Raw genomic sequence first — 18,730 nt, forward strand, 5'->3', positions numbered from 1 at the left:
TTTTCCGAAGCGCGCCGAACTGGTCGGTGCGTGAGAATGAATGCAGTACCGAAGACAGGAGTCACGTCGATGTCCACCAACTCTTCCGACGATCGTTCGGAGCGCCGGCCGCAACGGCGCGACGACGGTGACCGCGGTGGTTTCCGGCGTGATGACCGGCCGTCCGGTGGTGATCGTGGTGGGTACCGCGGTGGCGACCGGCGGGATGACCGCGGCGGCGACCGTGGCGGTTTCCGGCGTGATGACCGGCCGGCTGGCGGGGACCGTGGTGGCGACCGGCGGGACGACCGCGGTGGTGACCGTGGTGGGTTCCGTAGGGATGACCGTGGGCCGCGTCGGGATGATGAGCGTGGTGGCGGGTTCCGGCGGGAGGAGCGGGGCGGGGATCGTCCTGGGTTCCGTCGGGATGACCGTCCTTCCCGTCCCTCCGGTGGGGACCGAGGCGGCGACCGTGGTGGGTTCCGGCGTGATGACCGGCCGTCCGGTGGCGACCGTGGCGGATACCGCGGCGGCGACCGGCGGGACGACCGCGGTGGTTTCCGTAGGGACGACCGTCCCTCTGGTGGCGACCGTGGCGGGTTCCGTCGCGATGACCGGCCGTCCGGTGGCGACCGCGGTGGGTACCGCGGTGGAGACCGTCGCGATGACCGTGGCGGCGACCGTGGTGGGTTCCGGCGTGATGACCGGCCGTCCGGTGGCGACCGCGGTGGGTACCGCGGCGGAGACCGGCGGGACGACCGTGGCGGCGATCGTGGTGGGTTCCGGCGTGATGACCGGCCGTCCGGTGGTGACCGTGGCGGATACCGCGGCGGCGACCGTCGCGATGACCGCGGCGGCGACCGGCGGGACGACCGCGGTGGTTTCCGTAGGGACGACCGTCCCTCTGGTGGCGACCGTGGCGGGTTCCGTCGCGATGACCGGCCGTCCGGTGGCGACCGCGGTGGGTACCGCGGTGGAGACCGTCGCGATGACCGTGGCGGCGACCGTGGTGGGTTCCGGCGTGATGACCGGCCGTCCGGTGGCGACCGCGGTGGGTACCGCGGCGGAGACCGGCGGGACGACCGCGGCGGGGACCGTCGCGATGACCGTGGTGGGTTCCGTAGGGACGACCGTGGGCCGCGTCGGGATGACCGGGGTGGGTTCCGGCGGGATGACGAGCGTGGGGGGCGTCGGCCTTACGGCGGTGGCCGGGGGCGCGATGACCGGCGGGACGACCGTCGGGATGACCGGCGGGACCGGGACCGGGAGCCGATCAAGCGGCTGCCGATTCCGGAGGATGTCACCGGTGACGAGATCGACAAGGACGTGCGCCAGGAGCTGCTGAGCCTGCCGAAGACGCTTGCCGAGGACGTCGCCAAGAACCTGGTGATGGTGGCGAAGCTGCTGGACGAGGACCCGGAGCAGGCGTACGGGTACTCGCGGGTGGCGCTGCGGCTGGCCTCCAGGGTCGCGGCGGTGCGTGAGGCCGCGGGCTTCGCGGCGTACGCGGTCGGCAAGTACAGCGAGGCGCTGGCGGAGTTCCGGGCGGCGCGGCGGATGACCGGCAGTGTGGAGCTGTGGCCCGTCATGGCGGACTGCGAGCGTGGTCTCGGCCGTCCGGAGAAGGCCATGGCCATGGCCGGCGAGCCCGAGGTGCAGAAGCTCGACAAGGCCGGACAGGTCGAGATGCGGCTGGTCGCGGCCGGTGCCCGGCGGGACATGGGCCAGGCGGACGCGGCGGTGGTGACGCTGCAGAGCCCCGAGCTCGCGTCGAGTGCGGTGCACCCGTGGACGGCACGGCTGCGGTATGCGTACGCGGATGCGCTGCTGGCGGTCGGGCGCGAGGACGAGGCGCGTGACTGGTTCGCCAGGGCGCTGGAGGCCGACCAGGGCGGTACGACGGACGCCTCGGACCGGCTCGCGGAGCTGGACGGCGTGGAGTTCACCGACGCGCTGGAAGAGGACGACGAGCTGGACGGCGCCGAGGACGACGGTGCGCAGGACGAGGCGGATTCCGCGAAGGACTGAGCCGGCCGTCGGTGTGAGCCGATGTGACGCATGAGGAAGGGCGGGACCCCGGGGTGGGGTCCCGCCCTTCTGCGTGTGGGGGAGGGGTCAGGAGGCCGGCGCGTAGGGGGCGAGCGGGTTGCGGAGGGTGCCGATGAGCTGGAGGGCGCCCGCGGGGTCCTGGAGGTCGACCATCTCCTGGTTGTTGCGCAGCTGGAGGCGGTTGAGGCAGGAGAGCGCGAACTCGTCGGTGAACAGGTCGTAGCGGTCGAACTTGTCGGCGAGGTGGGGGTTGGCCGTCTGGTAGTCGGTGACACAGGCGGCGACCGTGCGCCAGAAGGTGTCCTCGTCGAGGATGCAGTGGTCGTCGAGGGTGCTGCTGAGGAAGCGGAAGAAGCAGTCGAAGACGTCGGTGAAGACGGACAGGAGTTTCTTGTCCTCGGGGACGTCGGCGCGGATGCGTTCGACCGTGGGCGGCAGGACCGCGTCCGGGTCCAGGACGGCGATCTCCTCGGCGATGTCCTTGAAGATCACGCGGGCCACGGCGCCGTCCTCGACGACCAGGATGGCGTTCTCGCCGTGCGGCATGAAGACCAGGTCGTAGGCGTAGAAGGCGTGCACGACCGGCGTCAGATAGGCGTCCAGGTAGCGGCGCAGCCAGACGGCGGGCTCCAGGCCGGATTCCTCGATGAGGGCGGCGGCGAGGGAACCGCCGTCGTGGTCGACATGGAGGAGCGAGGCCATGGTGGCCAGGCGCTGGCCCGGTTCGAGGGTGGGGACGGGGCTTTCGCGCCACAGGGCGGCGAGCATTTTCCGGTACGGGGAGCCCTTGGCGGTGGCGGCCTCGTACTGGCGGTGGTGGTAGCCGATGGCGGCGCGCTCACGGATGATCGAGAAGCGGGCGGCCCGGAAGGTGTCGTCGGCGTCGATGAGGCGGGCCAGCCAGTCGTTGATGGCCGGGGTGGCCTCCATGTAGGACGCGGACAGACCGCGCATGAAGCCCATGTTGAGGACCGAGAGCGCCGTTTTGACGTAGTGCTTGGCGGGGTCGGTCGTGTTGAAGAAGGTGCGGATGGACTGCTGCGCCAGGTAGTCGTCGTCGCCGGGGCCCAGGCACACCAGGTGCTGCTGGGCGACTTCGGCGGCGAAGGTGACGGAGAGCTTGTTCCACCACTGCCAGGGGTGGGCGGGGAAGAAGTAGTAGTCGGCCGGGTCGAGGCCGAGGGTGATGAGGGTGGCGGCGAAGCGGGTGCGGGTCTCCTCGGGGAGTTCGTCGCGGATGAGGGCGTCGTAGTCGAGGCCGGCGCCGGCGGTGAAGGTGGCGTGGTCGCGGCGGGCGGCGAGCCAGATCAGCCGGAGCGGGGCCGCGGTCTCGGGGGCGTAGGCGTGGTACTCGTGGATGCCGAAGCCGAGCCGGCCGTTGTTGGCGACGAAGCAGGGGTGGCCCTCGGTCATACCGGTCTCGATGGCCTGGAAGGGCGCCTTCGCGAGCTCGGCGGCACCGCTCCGGCCGGCGGCGAGTTTGTAGGCGGTGCCGGAGAGGGTGGAGCTGATCTCCTCCAGGTAGACCGGCAGGATGGCGTCGCCGAGGCCCAGGGATTCACGGAGTTCGATGAAGAACGCCAGGGCGTCCAGCGGGAGTTCGCTGTCGTCGCGGTGCCGGGTGATGCTGTCGGCGTCGATCTGCCAGTGGTCCAGGGCTCGTCTGCGGGCGGCGAAGCGGTACTCCGTGGTGCCGTCGTCGCTGCGTATGGCGTAGTGGCCGTCCTGGGGGAGGCGCTTGGGGGTGAGCAGCCGCTCATGGGCGAACTCGGCGAGGCCCTTGCGGATCAGCAGCCGGTTGGCGCGGGCCCACAGGCCGGGGGTGAGGTGGGCGACGGCGTCCCGGGCGGAGAGGGGCAAGGTGCCGTCGGAGGGGGCGGTCATCGGTGGTCTCCTCGGGTGGCCAGGAACTGGTCGCGGGTGCAGGTGCTGAGGTAGGCGTCTTTGGAGGGGAGCGAGACGGTGCGCAGGATCTCGAAGCCGACGGCCTTGTTGAGGGCGTGGACGGCGGTGTTGCGCGCGTCGGGCTCGACGACGACGCGGCGGGTGGCCGGGTCGTCGAAGAGCATCTCCATGACGGTGGTGATCACGGCGAGGGTGAAGCCGTGCACGGGGGTGTCGGTGGGCGCCGACAGGAAGTGCATACCGACGTCGCCCGGTTCGGCGGCGTGGATGCCGACGAGTTCTCGGTGGGCGGGGTCGTAGCGCTCCATGAGGAAGGCCGGGGTGCCGTTGTGCAGGCCGAGGAAGGCGTCGTGGAAGGGGTCGGCGGCTATGCGCGCGAATTCCTTCTCGACGGCAGCGAGGTCGCAGTCCTGCATCAGCCAGAAGGCGGCCTTGGGGTGGGTGACCCAGCGGTGCAGCAGTTCGGCGTCGCCGTACGGGTCGACCGGGCGGAGCGAGAACTCCCCGAGGGTGGCGTCGGTGCGGGTGAAGAGGGGGGTGTTCATGCCGGCAGCTCCATGGGGTGGTGCGCACCGGCCGGGGCGGCGAACTCCTGGAAGGCGATGGCCTTTTCGACCGGGTAGTACTCGCGGCCGAGCAGCTCGCGGATGATGCACGCGTTGCGGTAGGCGGCCATGCCGAGGTCGGGGGTGACGAAGCCATGGGTGTGCAGCTCGGCGTTCTGCACGAAGATGCCCTGGCCGGTGGTGTCGATGCTGTAGTTGCGCGCCACGTCGTAGCGGCCGGCGTCGTCCCAGACGATGCGGTCGCGGACGGCGGAGAGGAAGTCCGGTACGCGGTAGCGGTAGCCGGTGGCGAGGATCAGGCCCTGGGTGTCGAGGGCGAAGTCGGTGCCCTGTTCCTCCTGGCGCAGACCCAGGGTGTAGGTGCCGGACGCCTCGTCGTAACTGGCCTGCTGCAGGGCGGTGTTGGTGAGGAGCCGGGTGGGGACGGGACCGCCCAGGTTCTTCTGGTAGAGCAGGTCGAAGATGTCGTTGATCAGCGCCGAGTCGATGCCCTTGTAGAGGTGCTTCTGGGTGGCGTTGAGGTGGTCGCGGGTGGCCGGCGGGAGGGCGTGGAAGTAGTCCACGTACTCCGGGGAGGTCATCTCCAGCGTGAGCTTGGTGTATTCGAGGGGGAAGAAGCGGGGGGAGCGGGTGGCCCAGGTCAGGTGGTAGCCGTGGCTGTCGATGTCCTGGAGGAGGTCGAAGTAGATCTCCGCCGCGCTCTGGCCGCTGCCGATGAGGGTGATGCTGTCCTTGGCCTGGAGGGCCGCCTTGGCGTCGAGGTAGCCGGCGTTGTGCAGCAGGTCACCGCCGAGCCCCTGGCAGGCCTCCGGGATGTGCGGCGGGGTGCCGGTGCCCAGGACGAGCCTGCGGGCGCGGAAGGTGTGGCGTTCGCCGGTGGGCAGCTGCTCGGCGTGGACGACGTAGAGCTCTTCGCGCGCGTCGTACTCGATGGTGGTGACCTGGTGGGCGAAGCGGACGGAGGCGAGTTTGCCGGCTGCCCAGCGGCAGTAGTCGTTGAACTCGGCGCGCAGCGGATAGAAGTTCTCGCGGATGTAGAACGAGTACATCCGTCCCGATTCCTTGAGGTAGTTCAGGAACGAGAAGGGGGAGGTGGGGTCGGCGAGGGTGACCAGGTCGGCCAGGAACGGCACCTGGAGGTGGCTGCTGTCCAGCATCATGCCGGGGTGCCAGTCGAAGGACGCCTTGTTGTCCAGGAAGAGGCCGTCGAGTCCGTCGATCGGCTCGGTCAGACAGGCCAGGCCCAGGTTGAACGGGCCGAGGCCGATGGCGATGAAGTCGTAAGGGGCGGACACGGAGTCTCCGATGGGGGCGGTCGGTGGGGGGAGGTTCAGCGCGCGCTGAGCGCCGGCCGGGGCTGCTCGGCGAGGAAGCTGCCGGCGTGCTCGGCGATCAGGTCGAGGACGGTGGCGATGTCCTCGAGCGTGGTCTCCGGGTTGAGCAGGGTGAACTTGAGGTAGTGGCAGCCGTCGACAACGGTGCTCGCGACGATCGCCTCACCGGAGGCGAACAGGGCTTCCCTGGCGTGCAGATTGACCCGGTCGCTGAGTTCGGGGTCCTGGTCGGTGGTGGGGACGTACCGGAAGACCAGGGTGCTCAGCCGGGGCTCGACGACGACATCGAAGCGGGGGTCGTCATGCAGCAGTTTCCAGGCGTCCGCGGCCCGGTCGATGACCTCGTCGAAGAGTTCGCCGACGGCCTGGGCGCCCATGATGCGCAGGGTGAGCCAGAGCTTGAGGGCGTCGAAGCGGCGGGTGGTCTGGATCGACTTGTCGACCTGGTTGGGGATGCGCTGCTCCACCATGCGGCGGGGGTTGAGATAGTCCGCGTGGTAGGTGACGTGCTTCAGCGTGGCGCGGTCGCGGACCAGGATGGCGCTCGAACTGACCGGCTGGAAGAAGGACTTGTGGTAGTCGACGGTCACCGAGTCGGCGCGTTCGATACCGGACAGCAGGTCGCGGCGGCGGGAGACCAGCAGTCCGCAGCCGTAGGCGGCGTCGACATGCATCCAGGCGCCGTATCCGGCGCACAGGCCGGCGATCTCGGGGAGCGGGTCGATGGAGCCGAAGTCGGTGGTGCCGGCGGTGGCGACGACGGCCATGGGTATCAGGCCGTCGCGTTCGCAGCGCGCCAGTTGGGCGGCCAGCTCGTCGGTGCGCATCCGCTTGTTCTCGTCGCTGGGGATCGCGATGACGGCTTCCGCGCCCATGCCGAGCAGGGTCGCCGACTTGCGGATGCTGAAGTGGCTGCATTCGGAGGTGAGGATGCGCAGCCGGGGCAGGACGTCGGTGAGCCGGGCGTCAGTCGCGCCCTGGCGGGTCAGCTCCCGGCGGCAGGCCTCGTCGCGGGCGAGCAGCATGGCCTGGAGGTTGGACTGGCTGCCGCCGCTGGTGAAGATGCCGTCGGCCGCCTCGCCCAGGCCGATCCGTTCGGCCGTCCAGTCGATCAGCCGGCGCTCGATCAGCGTGCCGCCCGCACTCTGGTCCCAGGTGTCCAGCGAGGAGTTGACGGCGGAGAGCACGGCCTCGCCGACGAGGGCGGGGATCACCACCGGGCAGTTGAGGTGCGCGAGGTAGCGCGGGTGGTGGAAGTAGACGGCGTCGCGGAGGTAGACCTCTTCGAGCTCGTCGAGTGCGGCGGCCGCGTCGTGCAGGGGTGCGTCGAGGTCGACCCCGGAGACGGTGGGGGTGAGACCGTCGACGGTGATGCCGGTGAACGGGCGGGTGGTACCGGCTATTTTGGCGCTGATCCGGGTAACGCTCTCGGTGACCGCGCTGTGGTAGCGCCCGGCCGTGCCGTTGTTGAGCAGATACGCCCGGTTGTCGGCCGGGTCCTCGGCAGAGTGCGCGAGGAGACTCATGAACATGTCCTCCCTGGTGCGGAGTTGACCACGTCCTGCGCAGGGCGGGGTTGTGCGCAGGGGCAGGGAGACCCACCCGGCGACGTAGTGAGGTAAGCCTAACCTAACTAAGTCGCGGGTGGGGTGGAGGGTGCCGTGGCGGCGGCCGGCGCCGGGGGAGATCAGTTCTCGTGGTCGTCCAGGGTGCGCAGGACCAGGCCCGTCGCGGGCTTGGGGCCGAAGGAGGTGGACTTCCGCGGCATCGTCACACCGTGCTCGGCGAGTTGGCGGACCGTCTCCTCGGAGGTGGCGCGCATCAGGACGGCCGTGCCGCCGTGCCGGGCGGCCTGCTCGACGGCGGCTCCGGTGTGATGCAGATAGCCGATGTCCGACGGGTGGTCAGGGATGTGCCAGACCTCGTCCAGCAGGACGGAGTGCAGCACGGTGGCGTCCAGCTGCCGCCAGACCTCGGGCCGGTCCCGGCGGATCGTACGGTCGAGCAGGCCGGGGTCGGGACGGTCGAGGAGGTGGAAGGAGTCCGGTCCGCCGGCGAGGACGAAGGCGGTGCCGGGCGTCTCCTCCAGGGCCTCCAGGGCGGCGGACAGCTCGCCCGGGAGGGTGCGGGCGCGGAAGGCGCCGGCCAGGTCCGCCAGCGCCTTGGCGGGCGGAAGATGCGGCAGTACGCGGTGGATCGCGCGGACCTGGAGCGGATAGCGGGCGGTGTCCACCAGCAGCACCAGACCGGAGGCCCAGGGCGAGCCGGCGGTGGCGCCGGGCAGCTGCTCGTACAGCCGCTGGTAGGTCGCCCAGCGGTGGTGGCCGTCGGCGATCAAGGCCTGCCGGCGGCTGAGATCGTCGTCGATGGCGGTGAGGTCGGCGGGGTCGGTGACCGCCCACAGGCGGTGGGCGAAGCCGTCCTCCGTGGTGGTGGCGAGCAGCGGCTCACCCTCCACCACGCGCTCGATGACCGCGGTGGCGCCGGTCGCGGTGCCCTCGCCGCGGTAGGAGAGCAGCAGCGGTTCGAAGTTCGCGGCCGCCGCGCGCATCAGGGCGGCCCGGTCCTCGACCACCTCGGGGATGACGCCCTCGTGCGGCAGCACCGGACCGTCCAGGCGCAGCGCCCCGATCAGCCCGCGCTGCAGCACCTCACCGGCGCGCTGCTCGTAGACGTACAGCGCGGGCTCGGCGTCCTGTGTCAGCACGCCCTCGCTGCGCCAGCGGTGCAGGGTGTCGGCGGCCTGGCGGTGGCGGGTGGTGGGGTCCGCGGCGTGCGGGAGGATCAGCCGGACGATGTTGTACGGATCGGCGGTCTCCAGATGGCGCACCCCGTCCGGCCGGACCACCACGTCGTACGGCGGGGACATCACGGCGGTCAGGCTGCTGACCCGTTCCCGGGCGTAACGCAGTCCGCGGAACGGGAGGAGGCGGAGGCCGTCGGTACTGGTCATTGAAGAATGCTATGCCGCCGGGCGGATGAGGGAGGATCGGGGGACAGCCCGTGCGTGGCTGGAAATATCGGTATGCGCGCTGCGGGGAACGGCGGGCCCGGCGGCGCGGTGAGCGCGTCCCTGCGGGCGGCGGACCCTTGGTGCGACGCGTGAGCGAGGAGCGAGACGGCATGGACGAGCAGGTGCGCAGGCAGCCCGACGGGTGCCGGCACGCGCTGAGCGAGGCATATGACACCGCGCTGCTGGATCTGGACGGGGTGGTCTACGCCGGCGGACAGGCCATCGAGCACGCCGTGGCGTCGCTGACGCGCGCACGGGAGGGCGGAATGCATCTCGCCTATGTGACCAACAACGCCGCCCGGACCCCGCAGGCCGTCGCCGACCAGCTGTCCGGTTTTGGTCTGCCGACCGGTCCGGACGATGTGATCACCTCCGCGCAGGCGGTGGCGCGGCTGATCTCCGAACAGGTGCCGCCGGGCGCGCGGGTGCTGGCCATCGGCGGCGAGGGGCTGCGGGTGGCGCTGCGCGAGCGCGGTCTGGAGCCCGTCTTCTCCGCGGACGACGACCCGGCGGCCGTGGTGCAGGGCTACGACCCCTCGCTGGACTGGGAGCGGCTGGCGGAGGCCGCGTACGCGGTGCAGCGCGGGGTGCCCTGGTTCGCGTCCAACACGGATCTGACGATCCCCAAGGAGCGCGGGATCGCCCCCGGCAACGGCGCGTTGGTGGAGGTGGTCCGGATCGCCGCGGGCGGCACCCCGCAGGTGGCGGGCAAACCGCAGCCGCCGATGCACCGGGAGACGGTGCTGCGGACCGGTGCGCGGCGGCCGCTGGTGATCGGCGACCGGCTCGACACCGACATCGAGGGGGCCTACAACGGTGAGGTCGACTCGCTGCTGGTGCTCACCGGCGTCACCACACCGGCCGAGCTGCTGGCGGCCCCGCCGCAGCACCGCCCCGCCTATGTGGACGAGGATCTGCGCGGGCTGCTGACACCGCAGCCGGAGGTGACCGCGGCCGACGGCGGTTTCCGGTGCGGCGGCTGGCGGGCCGAGGCGGCCGGGGACACCCTCCTGGTGGAGGGCGAGGGCACACCTGTCGACGGGCTGCGGGCGCTGTGCGCGGCGGCCTGGACGGCGGCGGGGGACGGCAGTTACGGGGCGGACACGGGCAAGGCGCTGGCGCGGATCGGCAGGTGAGGCCCGGCGCCCCGGTCCGCCCGGCTCAGTCCTCCGAGGAGGCCGGTGCGCCGGCCGTCAGCTCCGCGAGCAGGTCCTCCTCGGAGGCGCCACGGCGCCAGTAGCCGGTGAACTTGACGGCCCTGCGGTCGATGCCGCGCTCACGGACGAGGTGCCTGCGCACCGCCTTGACGGTGCCGGACTCGCCGGCGACCCAGGCGTACGGGGTGCCCTCGGGAAGGTCGGCGGCGCGCAGGGCGTCGAGCACCGGCTCGCGCCGCGCGGCGGTCGCTCCGTCCCGGACGAGCCAGGTGATGTCGGCGTCGGCGAAGGACGGCAGCTGCTGCCGGTCGTCCTCGTGCGCGATCTCGATCCAGACCTTGGCGTGGGTGCCGGGGGAGAGCCAGGACAGGATGCCGGCGATCGCGGGCAGCGCCGTCTCGTCGCCGGTGATCAGGATCCAGTCGGTGCCGGCCGGCGGCCGGAAGTCGACACCGCCGTTGTCCTCGACGGCCGGGGCGAGGACGGTCAGCCGGTCGCCGGGCCGGGCGTGGGCGGCCCAGCGGGAGGCGGGTCCGCCCGCCAGGGGATCGGCCCCCGGGCCGGCACCGTGCAGCGCGAAGTCGACATCGAACTCCCGTGGATCGTGGCGCTGTTCGCGGATGGTGTACGAGCGCATCACCGCCCGCTCGGCCGGATCCTGCGCCCGCCAGGTGGTGTACCAGCTGTCGCCCATGTCGTGGAAAACGGGCCGGTCCTGGTGGGGCTGCGGGAGAAAGAGCTTGAAGCGCTGGTCACGACCGCCGGAGGCCAGCTCGTCCAGCCGGTCGCCGCCGAAGGTGATCCGCACCACGGAGGGGCTCACCCGCCGGGCCCGTACGACGTGCACATCGAAGAAGCGGAACGGCGCGGTGGCGGGGGCGGCGGTCGTGGTCATGTGGGGGACCTCCCGGGACGGTGCGGGGACTTGTTCGGTGTGGTGGTGCGGTGGCTTGTGGTGCGGGGGCTTTCGGGTGTTGCGCAGGCTTTTGGGTGCTGAGGGGCTGAGGTGCTGGTTGCCGAAGACGCGGAGGCGCGGAGGTGCGGGGGCGCTGAGTGGCGTGGGTGCCGCGGTGGACCGTGGCGGCCGGGGCGTGCTGCGGCCGGTGTCCGGCGATCCACCGCGGCCGTCGGTCACTTGGTCTTCTTGGCGCCCTCGATGGCCTTGGTGAGCGACTCGATGAGCGGGGCGGCGCCCGCGTAGGAGAAGCGTGGTTCGCTCGACCACGGGGTGATCTGGCCGGCCTTGACGGCGGGCAGCTTGGCCCAGGAGGGCTTGGCCGCCAGGTCCTTGGGCTGGAGGGTGGCGGTCCGGTTGTCCAGCAGGAGTACATCCGCCTTGTACTTGTCGGCGTTCTCCCAGCTCAGGCTCTCGAAGTAGCCGCCCTTGTCCAGGTGGTCGGGGACGATCAGATCCACGCCGAGGGACTTGTAGTACATGAGGTCGGCGTTGATGCCGGGGTTGGAGGCGTAGAAGAGGTCCGGGCTGCCGGAGCAGGCGAGCACCTTGACCGGGTGGGACTTGGCGGCCTTGCGCAGCGCCTCGGAGGCCTTCTCGAAGCGGGCCTTGGCGTCGGTGACCTTCTTGGCCCCCAGGTCGGCGCCGAGTGACTTCGCCAGGTCGGCGTAGCGCTCGATGATCTTGAGGAGCGGGACCCGGGCCGAGGTGATGGCGACGCTCTTCGCCAGCGGGGTGATCTTGTCCTTGCTGTCGTCCGGGACGAACCACAGCGCGCCCGGCTCGTACATGTTCGTCACCAGCAGATCGGGGCGCAGCGACGCGTACTTCTCGACGTTGAACTGGTTGTAGGCGTTGCCGATGATGGTGACCTTGTCGACATCCAGGTCGCCGGCCTGCGGGTCGGGCTTGCCGTTCTTGAGCTTGGTGGGGCCGAAGACACCGACGATCTGGTCGTCGATCCCGAAGTCGTGCAGAGCGGCCGCGGTGCCGGTGAAGGCGACAATACGCTGAGGGGTGCTCTTGAGGGAGACCTTCTCCTTGCGGTCGTCGGTGAAGGACCAAGGGCCGGTCTTGGCGTCGCCGTTGGCGCCCCCCGAGTCCTTTCCTCCGCCGCACGCGGCCAGCAGGGCGCCGATGCCGACGGCGCCGCCCGCGGCCAAGATGCCGCGACGGGACGGAGTGACGTTTCGGGAGGTGCTCATGGGTGCACTTCTCTCTGGGAGGGGCTGCGAGTCGAATGTGAGGGTAGGCTAACCTAACCGTCGTGTTGGTTGACAGTCCCCCCGAAGCGGCAACGGCTCCGGACCCCGTGACACCCCGGCGGCGCCCCCTCCTGCGCTCCGCGGGGCTGGTGGTCTCGGTGGCCGTGCTGGCCGTCATCGTCGTCCTCGGTATCGCCGTCGGCGCCAAACAGATCCCCCTCGACCAGGTGTGGCACGGGGTGTTCCACTACTCCGGGTCCGACACCGACGTGGTCATCCGCGATGTCCGCTTCCCGCGCACCCTGCTCGGCCTGATCGTCGGCGCCGCGCTCGGCCTCGCCGGCACGGTCATGCAGGCGCTGACCCGAAACCCCCTGGCGGACCCCGGAGTTCTCGGCATCAACGCCGGTGCCTCCGCCGCGGTCGTCTCCGCCATCAGCTTCTTCGGCATCACCTCGCTGACCGGCTATGTGTGGTTCGCGTTCGCCGGCGCAGCGGTGGTCAATGTCGCGGTGTACGTCCTCGGCGGCACCCGCGGTGCCACACCCGTACGGCTCGCCCTGGCCGGCACCGCGCTGACCGCCGTCCTCATCGGCTACATCAACGCCGTCAACCTGATGGACACCGCGGCACTGGACAAGATGCGCTTCTGGACGGTGGGTTCGCTGGCCTCGGCCACCCTGCCGACGGTCACCGGGATCGCGCCGTTCCTGGCGGTGGGCGGCGTCCTCGCGCTGCTGATCGCCCGGCCGCTGAACGCCATCGCGCTCGGCGACGACCAGGCACGCGCGCTGGGCGCCCGGCTGACCCGCACCCGGGTGATGGCGATGCTCGCCGTCACCCTGCTGTGCGGCGGGGCGACCGCCGCCTGCGGCCCGATCGTCTATGTGGGCCTGATGGTTCCGCATGCCGTACGGGCCGTCACCGGGCCCGATATGCGCTGGATCCTGCCGTACTCCGCGGTGCTCTCACCGGTCCTGCTGCTCGGTGCGGATGTCCTGGGCCGGGTCGTGGCCCGGCCCGGTGAGCTGCAGGTCGGCATCGTCACGGCCGTCCTCGGCGGCCCGGTCTTCATCTATCTCGTACGACGTCGGAGGATGGCCCAGCTGTGAGCGCGACCGTGAAGTCCGGCAAGGGCACGGGGCCCGAGGCCGAGAACGTACCGGCGGCGGTCCGGCGGGTGCGGGCGGTACGCACCAAGGGCGGCGTCTCGCTGCGCCTGGACGTGCGCGCCACGGTGGTCGGACTGCTGCTGCTGGCCGTCGCGCTGGCCGCCGGTATCGCCCTGATCGGCTCCGGCGACTACCCGATGACCCCGGCCGAGGTGTTCGCCACCCTGACCGGCGACGGGGACCCCGGCCAGCAGTACATCGTGCACGAGCTGCGACTGCCGCGGGTGCTGGTGGGGCTGCTGGTCGGCGCCGCGTTCGGAATCTCCGGGGCGGTCTTCCAGACCGTCTCCCGCAACCCGCTGGGCAGTCCGGACGTCCTCGGCTTCGCCCAGGGCTCGTCCGTCGGCGCCCTGGTCGCCATCGTCTACTTCCAGGCCGGGGCCTTCGGGGTCGCGGCCGGAGCGGTGGCCGGCGGGGTGGGCACCGGTGTCGCCATCTTCCTGCTCGCCTGGAAGCGCGGCATCCACGGCTACCGCTTCGTGCTCGTCGGCATCGGAGCGAGCGCCATGCTCTACGCGATGGTGCTCTTCCTCATGACCAAGGCGAACATCGTCGAGGCGACCCGGGCCACCACCTGGATGACCGGTTCCCTCAACGGCCGTGACGGGGACCAGGTCCAGCCGCTGGCCGTCGTCTGCGCCGTCCTCGTCCCGTTGCTGCTCTTCCACGGGCGGCCGCTGCGCATGCTGGAGATGGGCGATGACGCCGCCCATGCGCTGGGTGTACGGGTCGACCGGGTGCGTATCACCGTGCTGCTGGCGGCGGTTGTGCTGGTCGCCGCCGCCACCGCGGCGGCCGGGCCGATCTCCTTCGTCGCGCTCACCGCACCCCAGGTGGCCCGCCGGCTGACCCTCCCACGGTGGCTCAAGGGCGGGGGAGGGGCCCCCATGCCCGGCCCCAATCTGGTGCTGTCCGCCCTCATGGGATCCGTGCTGCTGGTCGCCGCGGACTGGGCGTCACAGCGGCTCTTCGGCGCCGACCAGCTGCCGGTCGGGGTGCTCACCGGCGTCCTCGGCGGCGGCTATCTGCTGTGGCTGCTGGCCACGGAGCGCAAGGCGGGACGCGTATGAGCGGCCGGGCGGCCGCGGGAGCACGGGCCGGGCGGTGGGCGCCGGAGGGCGGCGCGGCCGGTGCCGGGCAGGAACCCCGCGTGGGCCGGGCGGCGGTGCGCCCTCCGGGCGGTGCCGGTGCGGCGGGTGGCGGTGCGGCGGGTCGGGAACCCCGCGTGGGCCGGGCGGCGGTGCGCCCTCCGGGCGGCGGCGGTGCGGCGGGTGGCGGTGCGGCGGGTGCCGGGCCGGGCAACAGCAGTGACACGACAACCCCAGGAGTTCCGAAGTGAGCCGTCTTACGGCCGAGAACGTCACCCTCGCCTACGACCAGCGGGTCATCGCCGAGAACCTCTCGGTCGCCATCCCCGACCACTCCTTCACGGTCATCGTCGGCCCGAACGCCTGCGGTAAGTCCACGCTGCTGCGCGCACTCTCGCGGATGCTCAAACCGGCCAAGGGGTCGGTACTGCTGGACGGCGCGGCGATCTCCTCGCTGCCGGCCAAGAAGGTCGCCAGGACGCTCGGGCTGCTGCCGCAGTCCTCCATTGCCCCGGACGGGATCACCGTGTCGGATCTGGTGGCACGGGGCCGCTATCCGCACCAGGGGCTGCTGCGGCAGTGGTCGCCCGAGGACGAGCGGATCGTCGAGGAGTCGATGGCGGCCACCGGGGTCGGTGAGCTGGCCGACCGCTATGTCGACGAGCTGTCCGGCGGACAGCGGCAGCGGGTGTGGATCGCGATGGCGCTCGCCCAGCAGACCCCGCTGTTCCTGCTGGACGAGCCGACGACGTATCTGGACATCCAGCATCAGATCGAGGTCCTGGACCTGTGCGCGGAGCTCCACGAGGAGCAGGGGCGCACACTGGTCGCGGTGCTGCACGACCTCAATCACGCGGCCCGCTACGCGACGCACCTCATCGCCATGAAGGACGGTGCCGTCATCGCCGAGGGCGCCCCGTCCGACATCGTCACGGCAGAGCTGGTGGAACAGGTCTTCGGCCTCGGCTGCCAGATCATCGACGACCCGGAGACCGGCACCCCGCTGGTCGTCCCGGCCGCCCGCAAGCCCCGCAACGGCGGCTCCCGCGCCGACCGTCCGACGGCGGAGAAGGCACCTGCGGGGGCCGGACAGGCGGGTGGGCGGTAGGGCGGTAGGAGAGCGAAGGAGCCTGGGGGCGACGGGGCGGGCGGAGTGGGGGGAGCGGGCGGAGTGGGCTGCGGCCGGACAGGGCGCGGCTGAGCGGGGCTGCTGTTAGAGCAGTGTCCGGAGGCGCAGGAGGTCGCGCAGGCCGGCCTCCAGCTTGACGCGGCCGCTGCCCCAGGCCTTGGCGAAGTTCAGCTCTCCGTCCACCAGGGCCACCAGGTCGTCGCCGGCCATGGACAGCCGGATCTCGGCCTTGTGCGGGGGCGGGCCGGGCACGCTGGTCACCTCCTGGATGGTGCCGTCGGCCAGGCGCCCGAGGAAGGTCACATCGAGGTCCGTGATGCGGCAGCTGAGCGAGCGGTCGAGCGTGGCGGCGCGGCGGACGCTGCCGTCGGCAGAGGACAGGTTCTGGGCCAGCCGGTCGAGAGCGGCGCGGCACTGGTCGAGGGTTGCCATCGTGAGCGACGATACGCCAGGTCGGGGACGGCTTGTTCGTCCTCGAGCGGCTCCGCCGGGGTAGCGTCGGTGGCATGGAAGAGCCGATGTCCGGCCCGGAGCCGGAGGCGCCCGCGGAAGCCGCGCCAGGGGAGCCCACGGAGCCCGGGGAGCCCGGGGCGCACGAGGGCGGCGGAGGCGTGAGCAGCGCGGGTGGCCTGCTGTCCGGCCTTGTCGCGTCGGGCGGCGCCGCTGAGCCGGGTGACCAGGGGCGGCGGGGCGCCAACGTCGATCTGGATGGCCAGGGCGGGCTGGGCACCACAGCCGAGCCGGGTGGCCAGGGCAGGCTGGGTACCACGGCCGAGCCGGGTGGCCAGGGCAGGGCGGGCACCGCGGCTGAGCCGGGTGGCCGGGACAGGCCGGGCACCACGGCCGAGCCGGAGGGGCCCGCCGGGCCGCAGCCGATCGGGGTGGGAGTGACACCGACCGGTGAGGCCGCGGTCGATGCCGGACTGCGGCGCCTCGCCGATGCCGACCACCTCCCCGCGAGCGGACACCTCCAGGTGTACGAGGATGTGCATCGTGGGCTGCGCGATGTGCTGGCCGGTCTCGACCAGCACCCCGGGCCGCCCGCCCCTTCCTCGACGACGCACGACAACAGGAGCTGAACCACAGGTGGCAGGAGTGGCACGACGCCGACTCGATGCGGAGCTGGTGCGCCGCAAGCTGGCCCGTTCGCGCGAGCACGCCAGCCAGCTGATCGCCGCGGGCCGGGTGACCGTCGGCGGGGCGACCGCGACCAAACCGGCCACTCAGGTGGAGACCAGCGCGGCCGTGGTCGTCCGCGAGGACGACAGCGATCCCGACTATGTCTCGCGCGGCGGGCACAAGCTCGCCGGGGCGTTCGCCGCGTTCGTCCCGCTCGGTCTGAAGATCGAGGGCCGCCGGGCGCTGGACGCGGGCGCCTCGACCGGTGGCTTCACCGATGTCCTGCTGCGGGCCGGCGCCCGTCATGTCGTCGCCGTCGACGTCGGATACGGACAGCTCGCCTGGTCGCTCCAGAGCGATGAGCGGGTCACCGTGAAGGACCGCACCAACGTGCGCGAATTGACGCTGGAACAGATCGACTCGGAACCCGTCGACCTCGTCGTCGGCGATCTCTCGTTCATCCCGCTGGGGCTCGTACTGCCCGCGCTGGCCCGCTGTGCGGCGCCCGGCGCGGATCTGGTGCTGATGGTCAAGCCGCAGTTCGAGGTCGGCAAGGAGCGGCTGGGCAGCGGTGGGGTGGTGCGCAGCGCGGAGCTGCGGGCCGAGGCCGTACGCGCGGTCGCGAGCCGGGCCGCCGAACTGGAATTTGGCGTACTTGGCGTAACTGCGAGCCCACTGCCTGGACCTTCCGGGAATGTCGAGTACTTTCTGTGGCTGCGCGCCGGGGCGCCTGCACTCGACCCGGCGGACGTCGACCGTGCAGTGGCGGAGGGGCCTCGTTGACCACTACCCAGGCAGTTGAAGGCAGCGCAGCACACGAGAACACCGGAGCCGGGCGGACGGTGTTCCTGCTCGCACACACGGGCCGCCCCGCGGCCATCCGCAGTGCCGAACTCGTTGTCCAGGGGCTGCTGCGCAGCGGCATCGGGGTGCGGGTGCTGGCGGAGGAGGCGGCGGACCTGCCGCTGCCGTCGTCGGTCCAGCGCGTCGATTCCGAGCAGTGCGCCGCCGAGGGCTGCGAACTCCTGGTGGTCCTGGGTGGGGACGGCACGCTGCTGCGCGGCGCGGACTTCGCCAGGACGTCCGGGGTCCCGATGCTCGGGGTCAACCTGGGCCGGGTCGGCTTCCTCGCGGAGGCCGAGCGCGACGACCTCGACAAGGTCGTCGACCGGGTCGTCACCCGGGCGTACGAGGTCGAGGAGCGGATGACGATCGATGTCCTCGTCCGCAACAACGGCAATGTCGTCCACACCGATTGGGCCCTGAACGAGGCGTCGGTGGAGAAGGCCGCACGGGAGCGGATGCTGGAGGTCGTGACCGAGGTCGACGGCCGGCCAGTTTCGCGCTTCGGCGGCGACGGGGTGGTCTGCGCGACCCCGACCGGTTCGACCGCGTACGCCTTCTCGGCCGGCGGGCCGGTGGTCTGGCCCGAGGTCGAGGCCCTGCTGATGGTCCCGATCAGCGCCCATGCGCTGTTCGCCAAACCGCTGATCACGTCGCCGCGTTCCGTGCTGGCGGTCGAGGTCCAGCCCAAGACCCCGCACGGCATTCTCTGGTGCGACGGCCGCCGCAGTGTCGAACTGCCCGCCGGCGCCCGCGTCGAGGTCCGCCGCGGCGCCGTACCCGTACGCCTGGCCCGTCTGCACCATGCCTCCTTCACGGATCGTCTGGTCGCCAAATTCGCCCTCCCGGTGGCGGGGTGGCGGGGGGCGCCGCACTAGCCCTCCTGCCCCGGCCCCTCGGCGAAGGGGCCCGTGGCGACCGTGGCCCTTCCCCCTGCGCCCGTGTACGAGGAGTGCCTCGGCGCGGGCGGCGGGGGAGAGGGGCGGACCCACGCACGGTGGTGAGCCCCCAGCCGGTGCCTCGGGGCGTCGGGGGCGTCCCCGTGGCCGCCGGGTCAGGCGGCAGCCGGTGCCGATCGCGCGCAGCCTCGCGAAACCGTGGCGCTGCCGGGCGACGGTCCGCCCCCTGATCTTCCTCACTCCCCTCATCGAGGCAATCGCGAGGATCGGCCTCGCGAATATCGACATGGGGATCCGGTCGCGGAGCAGAGCGGCGG

General features: G+C 71.7%; 17 protein-coding genes. 9 read left to right on the forward strand and 8 right to left on the reverse strand.

Going from position 1 to position 18,730, the window contains the following annotated elements; translation table 11 throughout:
- Positions 1-127 precede the first annotated feature (127 nt).
- Both STRNI_RS31930 and STRNI_RS31935 read left to right on the forward strand, forming a co-directional pair.
- Positions 128-1,324: a hypothetical protein gene (locus tag STRNI_RS31930; RefSeq protein WP_277413398.1), complete on the forward strand. Its 1,197-nt coding sequence runs from the start codon at positions 128-130 to the stop codon at positions 1,322-1,324.
- Positions 1,261-2,007, forward strand: coding sequence for a tetratricopeptide repeat protein (locus STRNI_RS31935; protein ID WP_194295457.1), 747 nt, complete (start codon positions 1,261-1,263; stop codon positions 2,005-2,007). Before STRNI_RS31930 ends, STRNI_RS31935 begins: the two co-directional genes overlap by 64 nt.
- Before the next feature lie 87 nt (positions 2,008-2,094).
- Here STRNI_RS31935 and STRNI_RS31940 read toward each other — a convergent pair whose 3' ends face one another.
- The 5 genes from STRNI_RS31940 to STRNI_RS31960 all read right to left on the reverse strand — a co-directional run bounded on the left by STRNI_RS31940 (position 2,095) and on the right by STRNI_RS31960 (position 8,786).
- Positions 2,095-3,912 (reverse strand): IucA/IucC family protein, encoded by a 1,818-nt coding sequence (locus STRNI_RS31940; protein WP_277412461.1) that lies wholly within the window; start codon positions 3,910-3,912, stop codon positions 2,095-2,097.
- Positions 3,909-4,478, reverse strand: a complete 570-nt coding sequence (locus STRNI_RS31945; RefSeq protein WP_266450778.1) for a GNAT family N-acetyltransferase — start codon at positions 4,476-4,478, stop codon at positions 3,909-3,911. The genes STRNI_RS31940 and STRNI_RS31945 overlap by 4 nt, the downstream gene beginning before the upstream one ends.
- The gene (locus STRNI_RS31950) at positions 4,475-5,794 is read right to left on the reverse strand and encodes a lysine N(6)-hydroxylase/L-ornithine N(5)-oxygenase family protein (protein WP_277412462.1); all 1,320 of its coding nucleotides are present in this window, start codon (positions 5,792-5,794) and stop codon (positions 4,475-4,477) included. Before STRNI_RS31950 ends, STRNI_RS31945 begins: the two co-directional genes overlap by 4 nt.
- 35 nt (positions 5,795-5,829) lie before the next feature.
- Positions 5,830-7,359 (reverse strand): pyridoxal phosphate-dependent decarboxylase family protein, encoded by a 1,530-nt coding sequence (locus tag STRNI_RS31955; protein ID WP_277412463.1) that lies wholly within the window; start codon positions 7,357-7,359, stop codon positions 5,830-5,832.
- Between the two features lie 161 nt (positions 7,360-7,520).
- On the reverse strand, positions 7,521-8,786 hold the full coding sequence (locus tag STRNI_RS31960; RefSeq protein ID WP_018087971.1) for a DUF1015 family protein: 1,266 nt from the start codon (positions 8,784-8,786) through the stop codon (positions 7,521-7,523).
- A 170-nt stretch (positions 8,787-8,956) separates the two neighbouring features.
- On the opposite strand from STRNI_RS31960, the gene STRNI_RS31965 reads away from it, so the two are divergent.
- Positions 8,957-9,982 carry an HAD-IIA family hydrolase gene (locus tag STRNI_RS31965; RefSeq protein WP_093648064.1) on the forward strand — a complete coding sequence of 342 codons (1,026 nt, stop codon included), beginning with the start codon at positions 8,957-8,959 and terminating at the stop codon, positions 9,980-9,982.
- Positions 9,983-10,007: 25 nt separating this feature from the next.
- Here the strand turns inward: STRNI_RS31965 and STRNI_RS31970 are convergent, their stop codons facing one another.
- Together STRNI_RS31970 and STRNI_RS31975 are read right to left on the reverse strand one after the other, a co-directional pair.
- Entirely contained in the window at positions 10,008-10,898 is an 891-nt protein-coding gene (locus STRNI_RS31970) for a siderophore-interacting protein (RefSeq protein WP_266450784.1), read from the reverse strand.
- A 236-nt stretch (positions 10,899-11,134) separates the two neighbouring features.
- Entirely contained in the window at positions 11,135-12,163 is a 1,029-nt protein-coding gene (locus tag STRNI_RS31975) for an ABC transporter substrate-binding protein (RefSeq protein WP_018087968.1), read from the reverse strand.
- Between the two features lie 62 nt (positions 12,164-12,225).
- Between STRNI_RS31975 and STRNI_RS31980 the strand changes: the two genes are divergently transcribed.
- The 3 genes from STRNI_RS31980 (at position 12,226) to STRNI_RS31990 (ending at position 15,531) form a co-directional block, all read left to right on the forward strand.
- Positions 12,226-13,275 carry a FecCD family ABC transporter permease gene (locus STRNI_RS31980; RefSeq protein WP_174876475.1) on the forward strand — a complete coding sequence of 350 codons (1,050 nt, stop codon included), beginning with the start codon at positions 12,226-12,228 and terminating at the stop codon, positions 13,273-13,275.
- Complete coding sequence (locus tag STRNI_RS31985; RefSeq protein ID WP_277412464.1) at positions 13,272-14,405, forward strand: FecCD family ABC transporter permease; 1,134 nt, start codon at positions 13,272-13,274, stop codon at positions 14,403-14,405. Before STRNI_RS31980 ends, STRNI_RS31985 begins: the two co-directional genes overlap by 4 nt.
- Positions 14,406-14,670: 265 nt before the next feature.
- Entirely contained in the window at positions 14,671-15,531 is an 861-nt protein-coding gene (locus STRNI_RS31990; protein ID WP_277412465.1) for an ABC transporter ATP-binding protein, read from the forward strand.
- Positions 15,532-15,636: 105 nt separating this feature from the next.
- Here STRNI_RS31990 and STRNI_RS31995 read toward each other — a convergent pair whose 3' ends face one another.
- The gene (locus tag STRNI_RS31995) at positions 15,637-15,984 is read right to left on the reverse strand and encodes an SCP2 sterol-binding domain-containing protein (protein ID WP_093648059.1); all 348 of its coding nucleotides are present in this window, start codon (positions 15,982-15,984) and stop codon (positions 15,637-15,639) included.
- 74 nt (positions 15,985-16,058) lie between these two features.
- Between STRNI_RS31995 and STRNI_RS41690 the strand changes: the two genes are divergently transcribed.
- Genes STRNI_RS41690 through STRNI_RS32010 form a run of 3 tightly spaced genes read left to right on the forward strand, consistent with a single transcriptional unit; the run spans position 16,059 to position 18,392 of the window.
- Positions 16,059-16,631, forward strand: coding sequence for a hypothetical protein (locus tag STRNI_RS41690; protein ID WP_026169336.1), 573 nt, complete (start codon positions 16,059-16,061; stop codon positions 16,629-16,631).
- Between the two features lie 7 nt (positions 16,632-16,638).
- Positions 16,639-17,454: a TlyA family RNA methyltransferase gene (locus tag STRNI_RS32005; RefSeq protein ID WP_159490220.1), complete on the forward strand. Its 816-nt coding sequence runs from the start codon at positions 16,639-16,641 to the stop codon at positions 17,452-17,454.
- The gene (locus STRNI_RS32010; protein ID WP_202444142.1) at positions 17,451-18,392 is read left to right on the forward strand and encodes an NAD kinase; all 942 of its coding nucleotides are present in this window, start codon (positions 17,451-17,453) and stop codon (positions 18,390-18,392) included. Before STRNI_RS32005 ends, STRNI_RS32010 begins: the two co-directional genes overlap by 4 nt.
- Positions 18,393-18,730: the final 338 nt, after the last annotated feature.

Source organism: Streptomyces nigrescens (genome assembly GCF_027626975.1).
In the GTDB taxonomy this organism is placed as follows: Bacteria; Actinomycetota; Actinomycetes; order Streptomycetales; family Streptomycetaceae; genus Streptomyces; species Streptomyces nigrescens.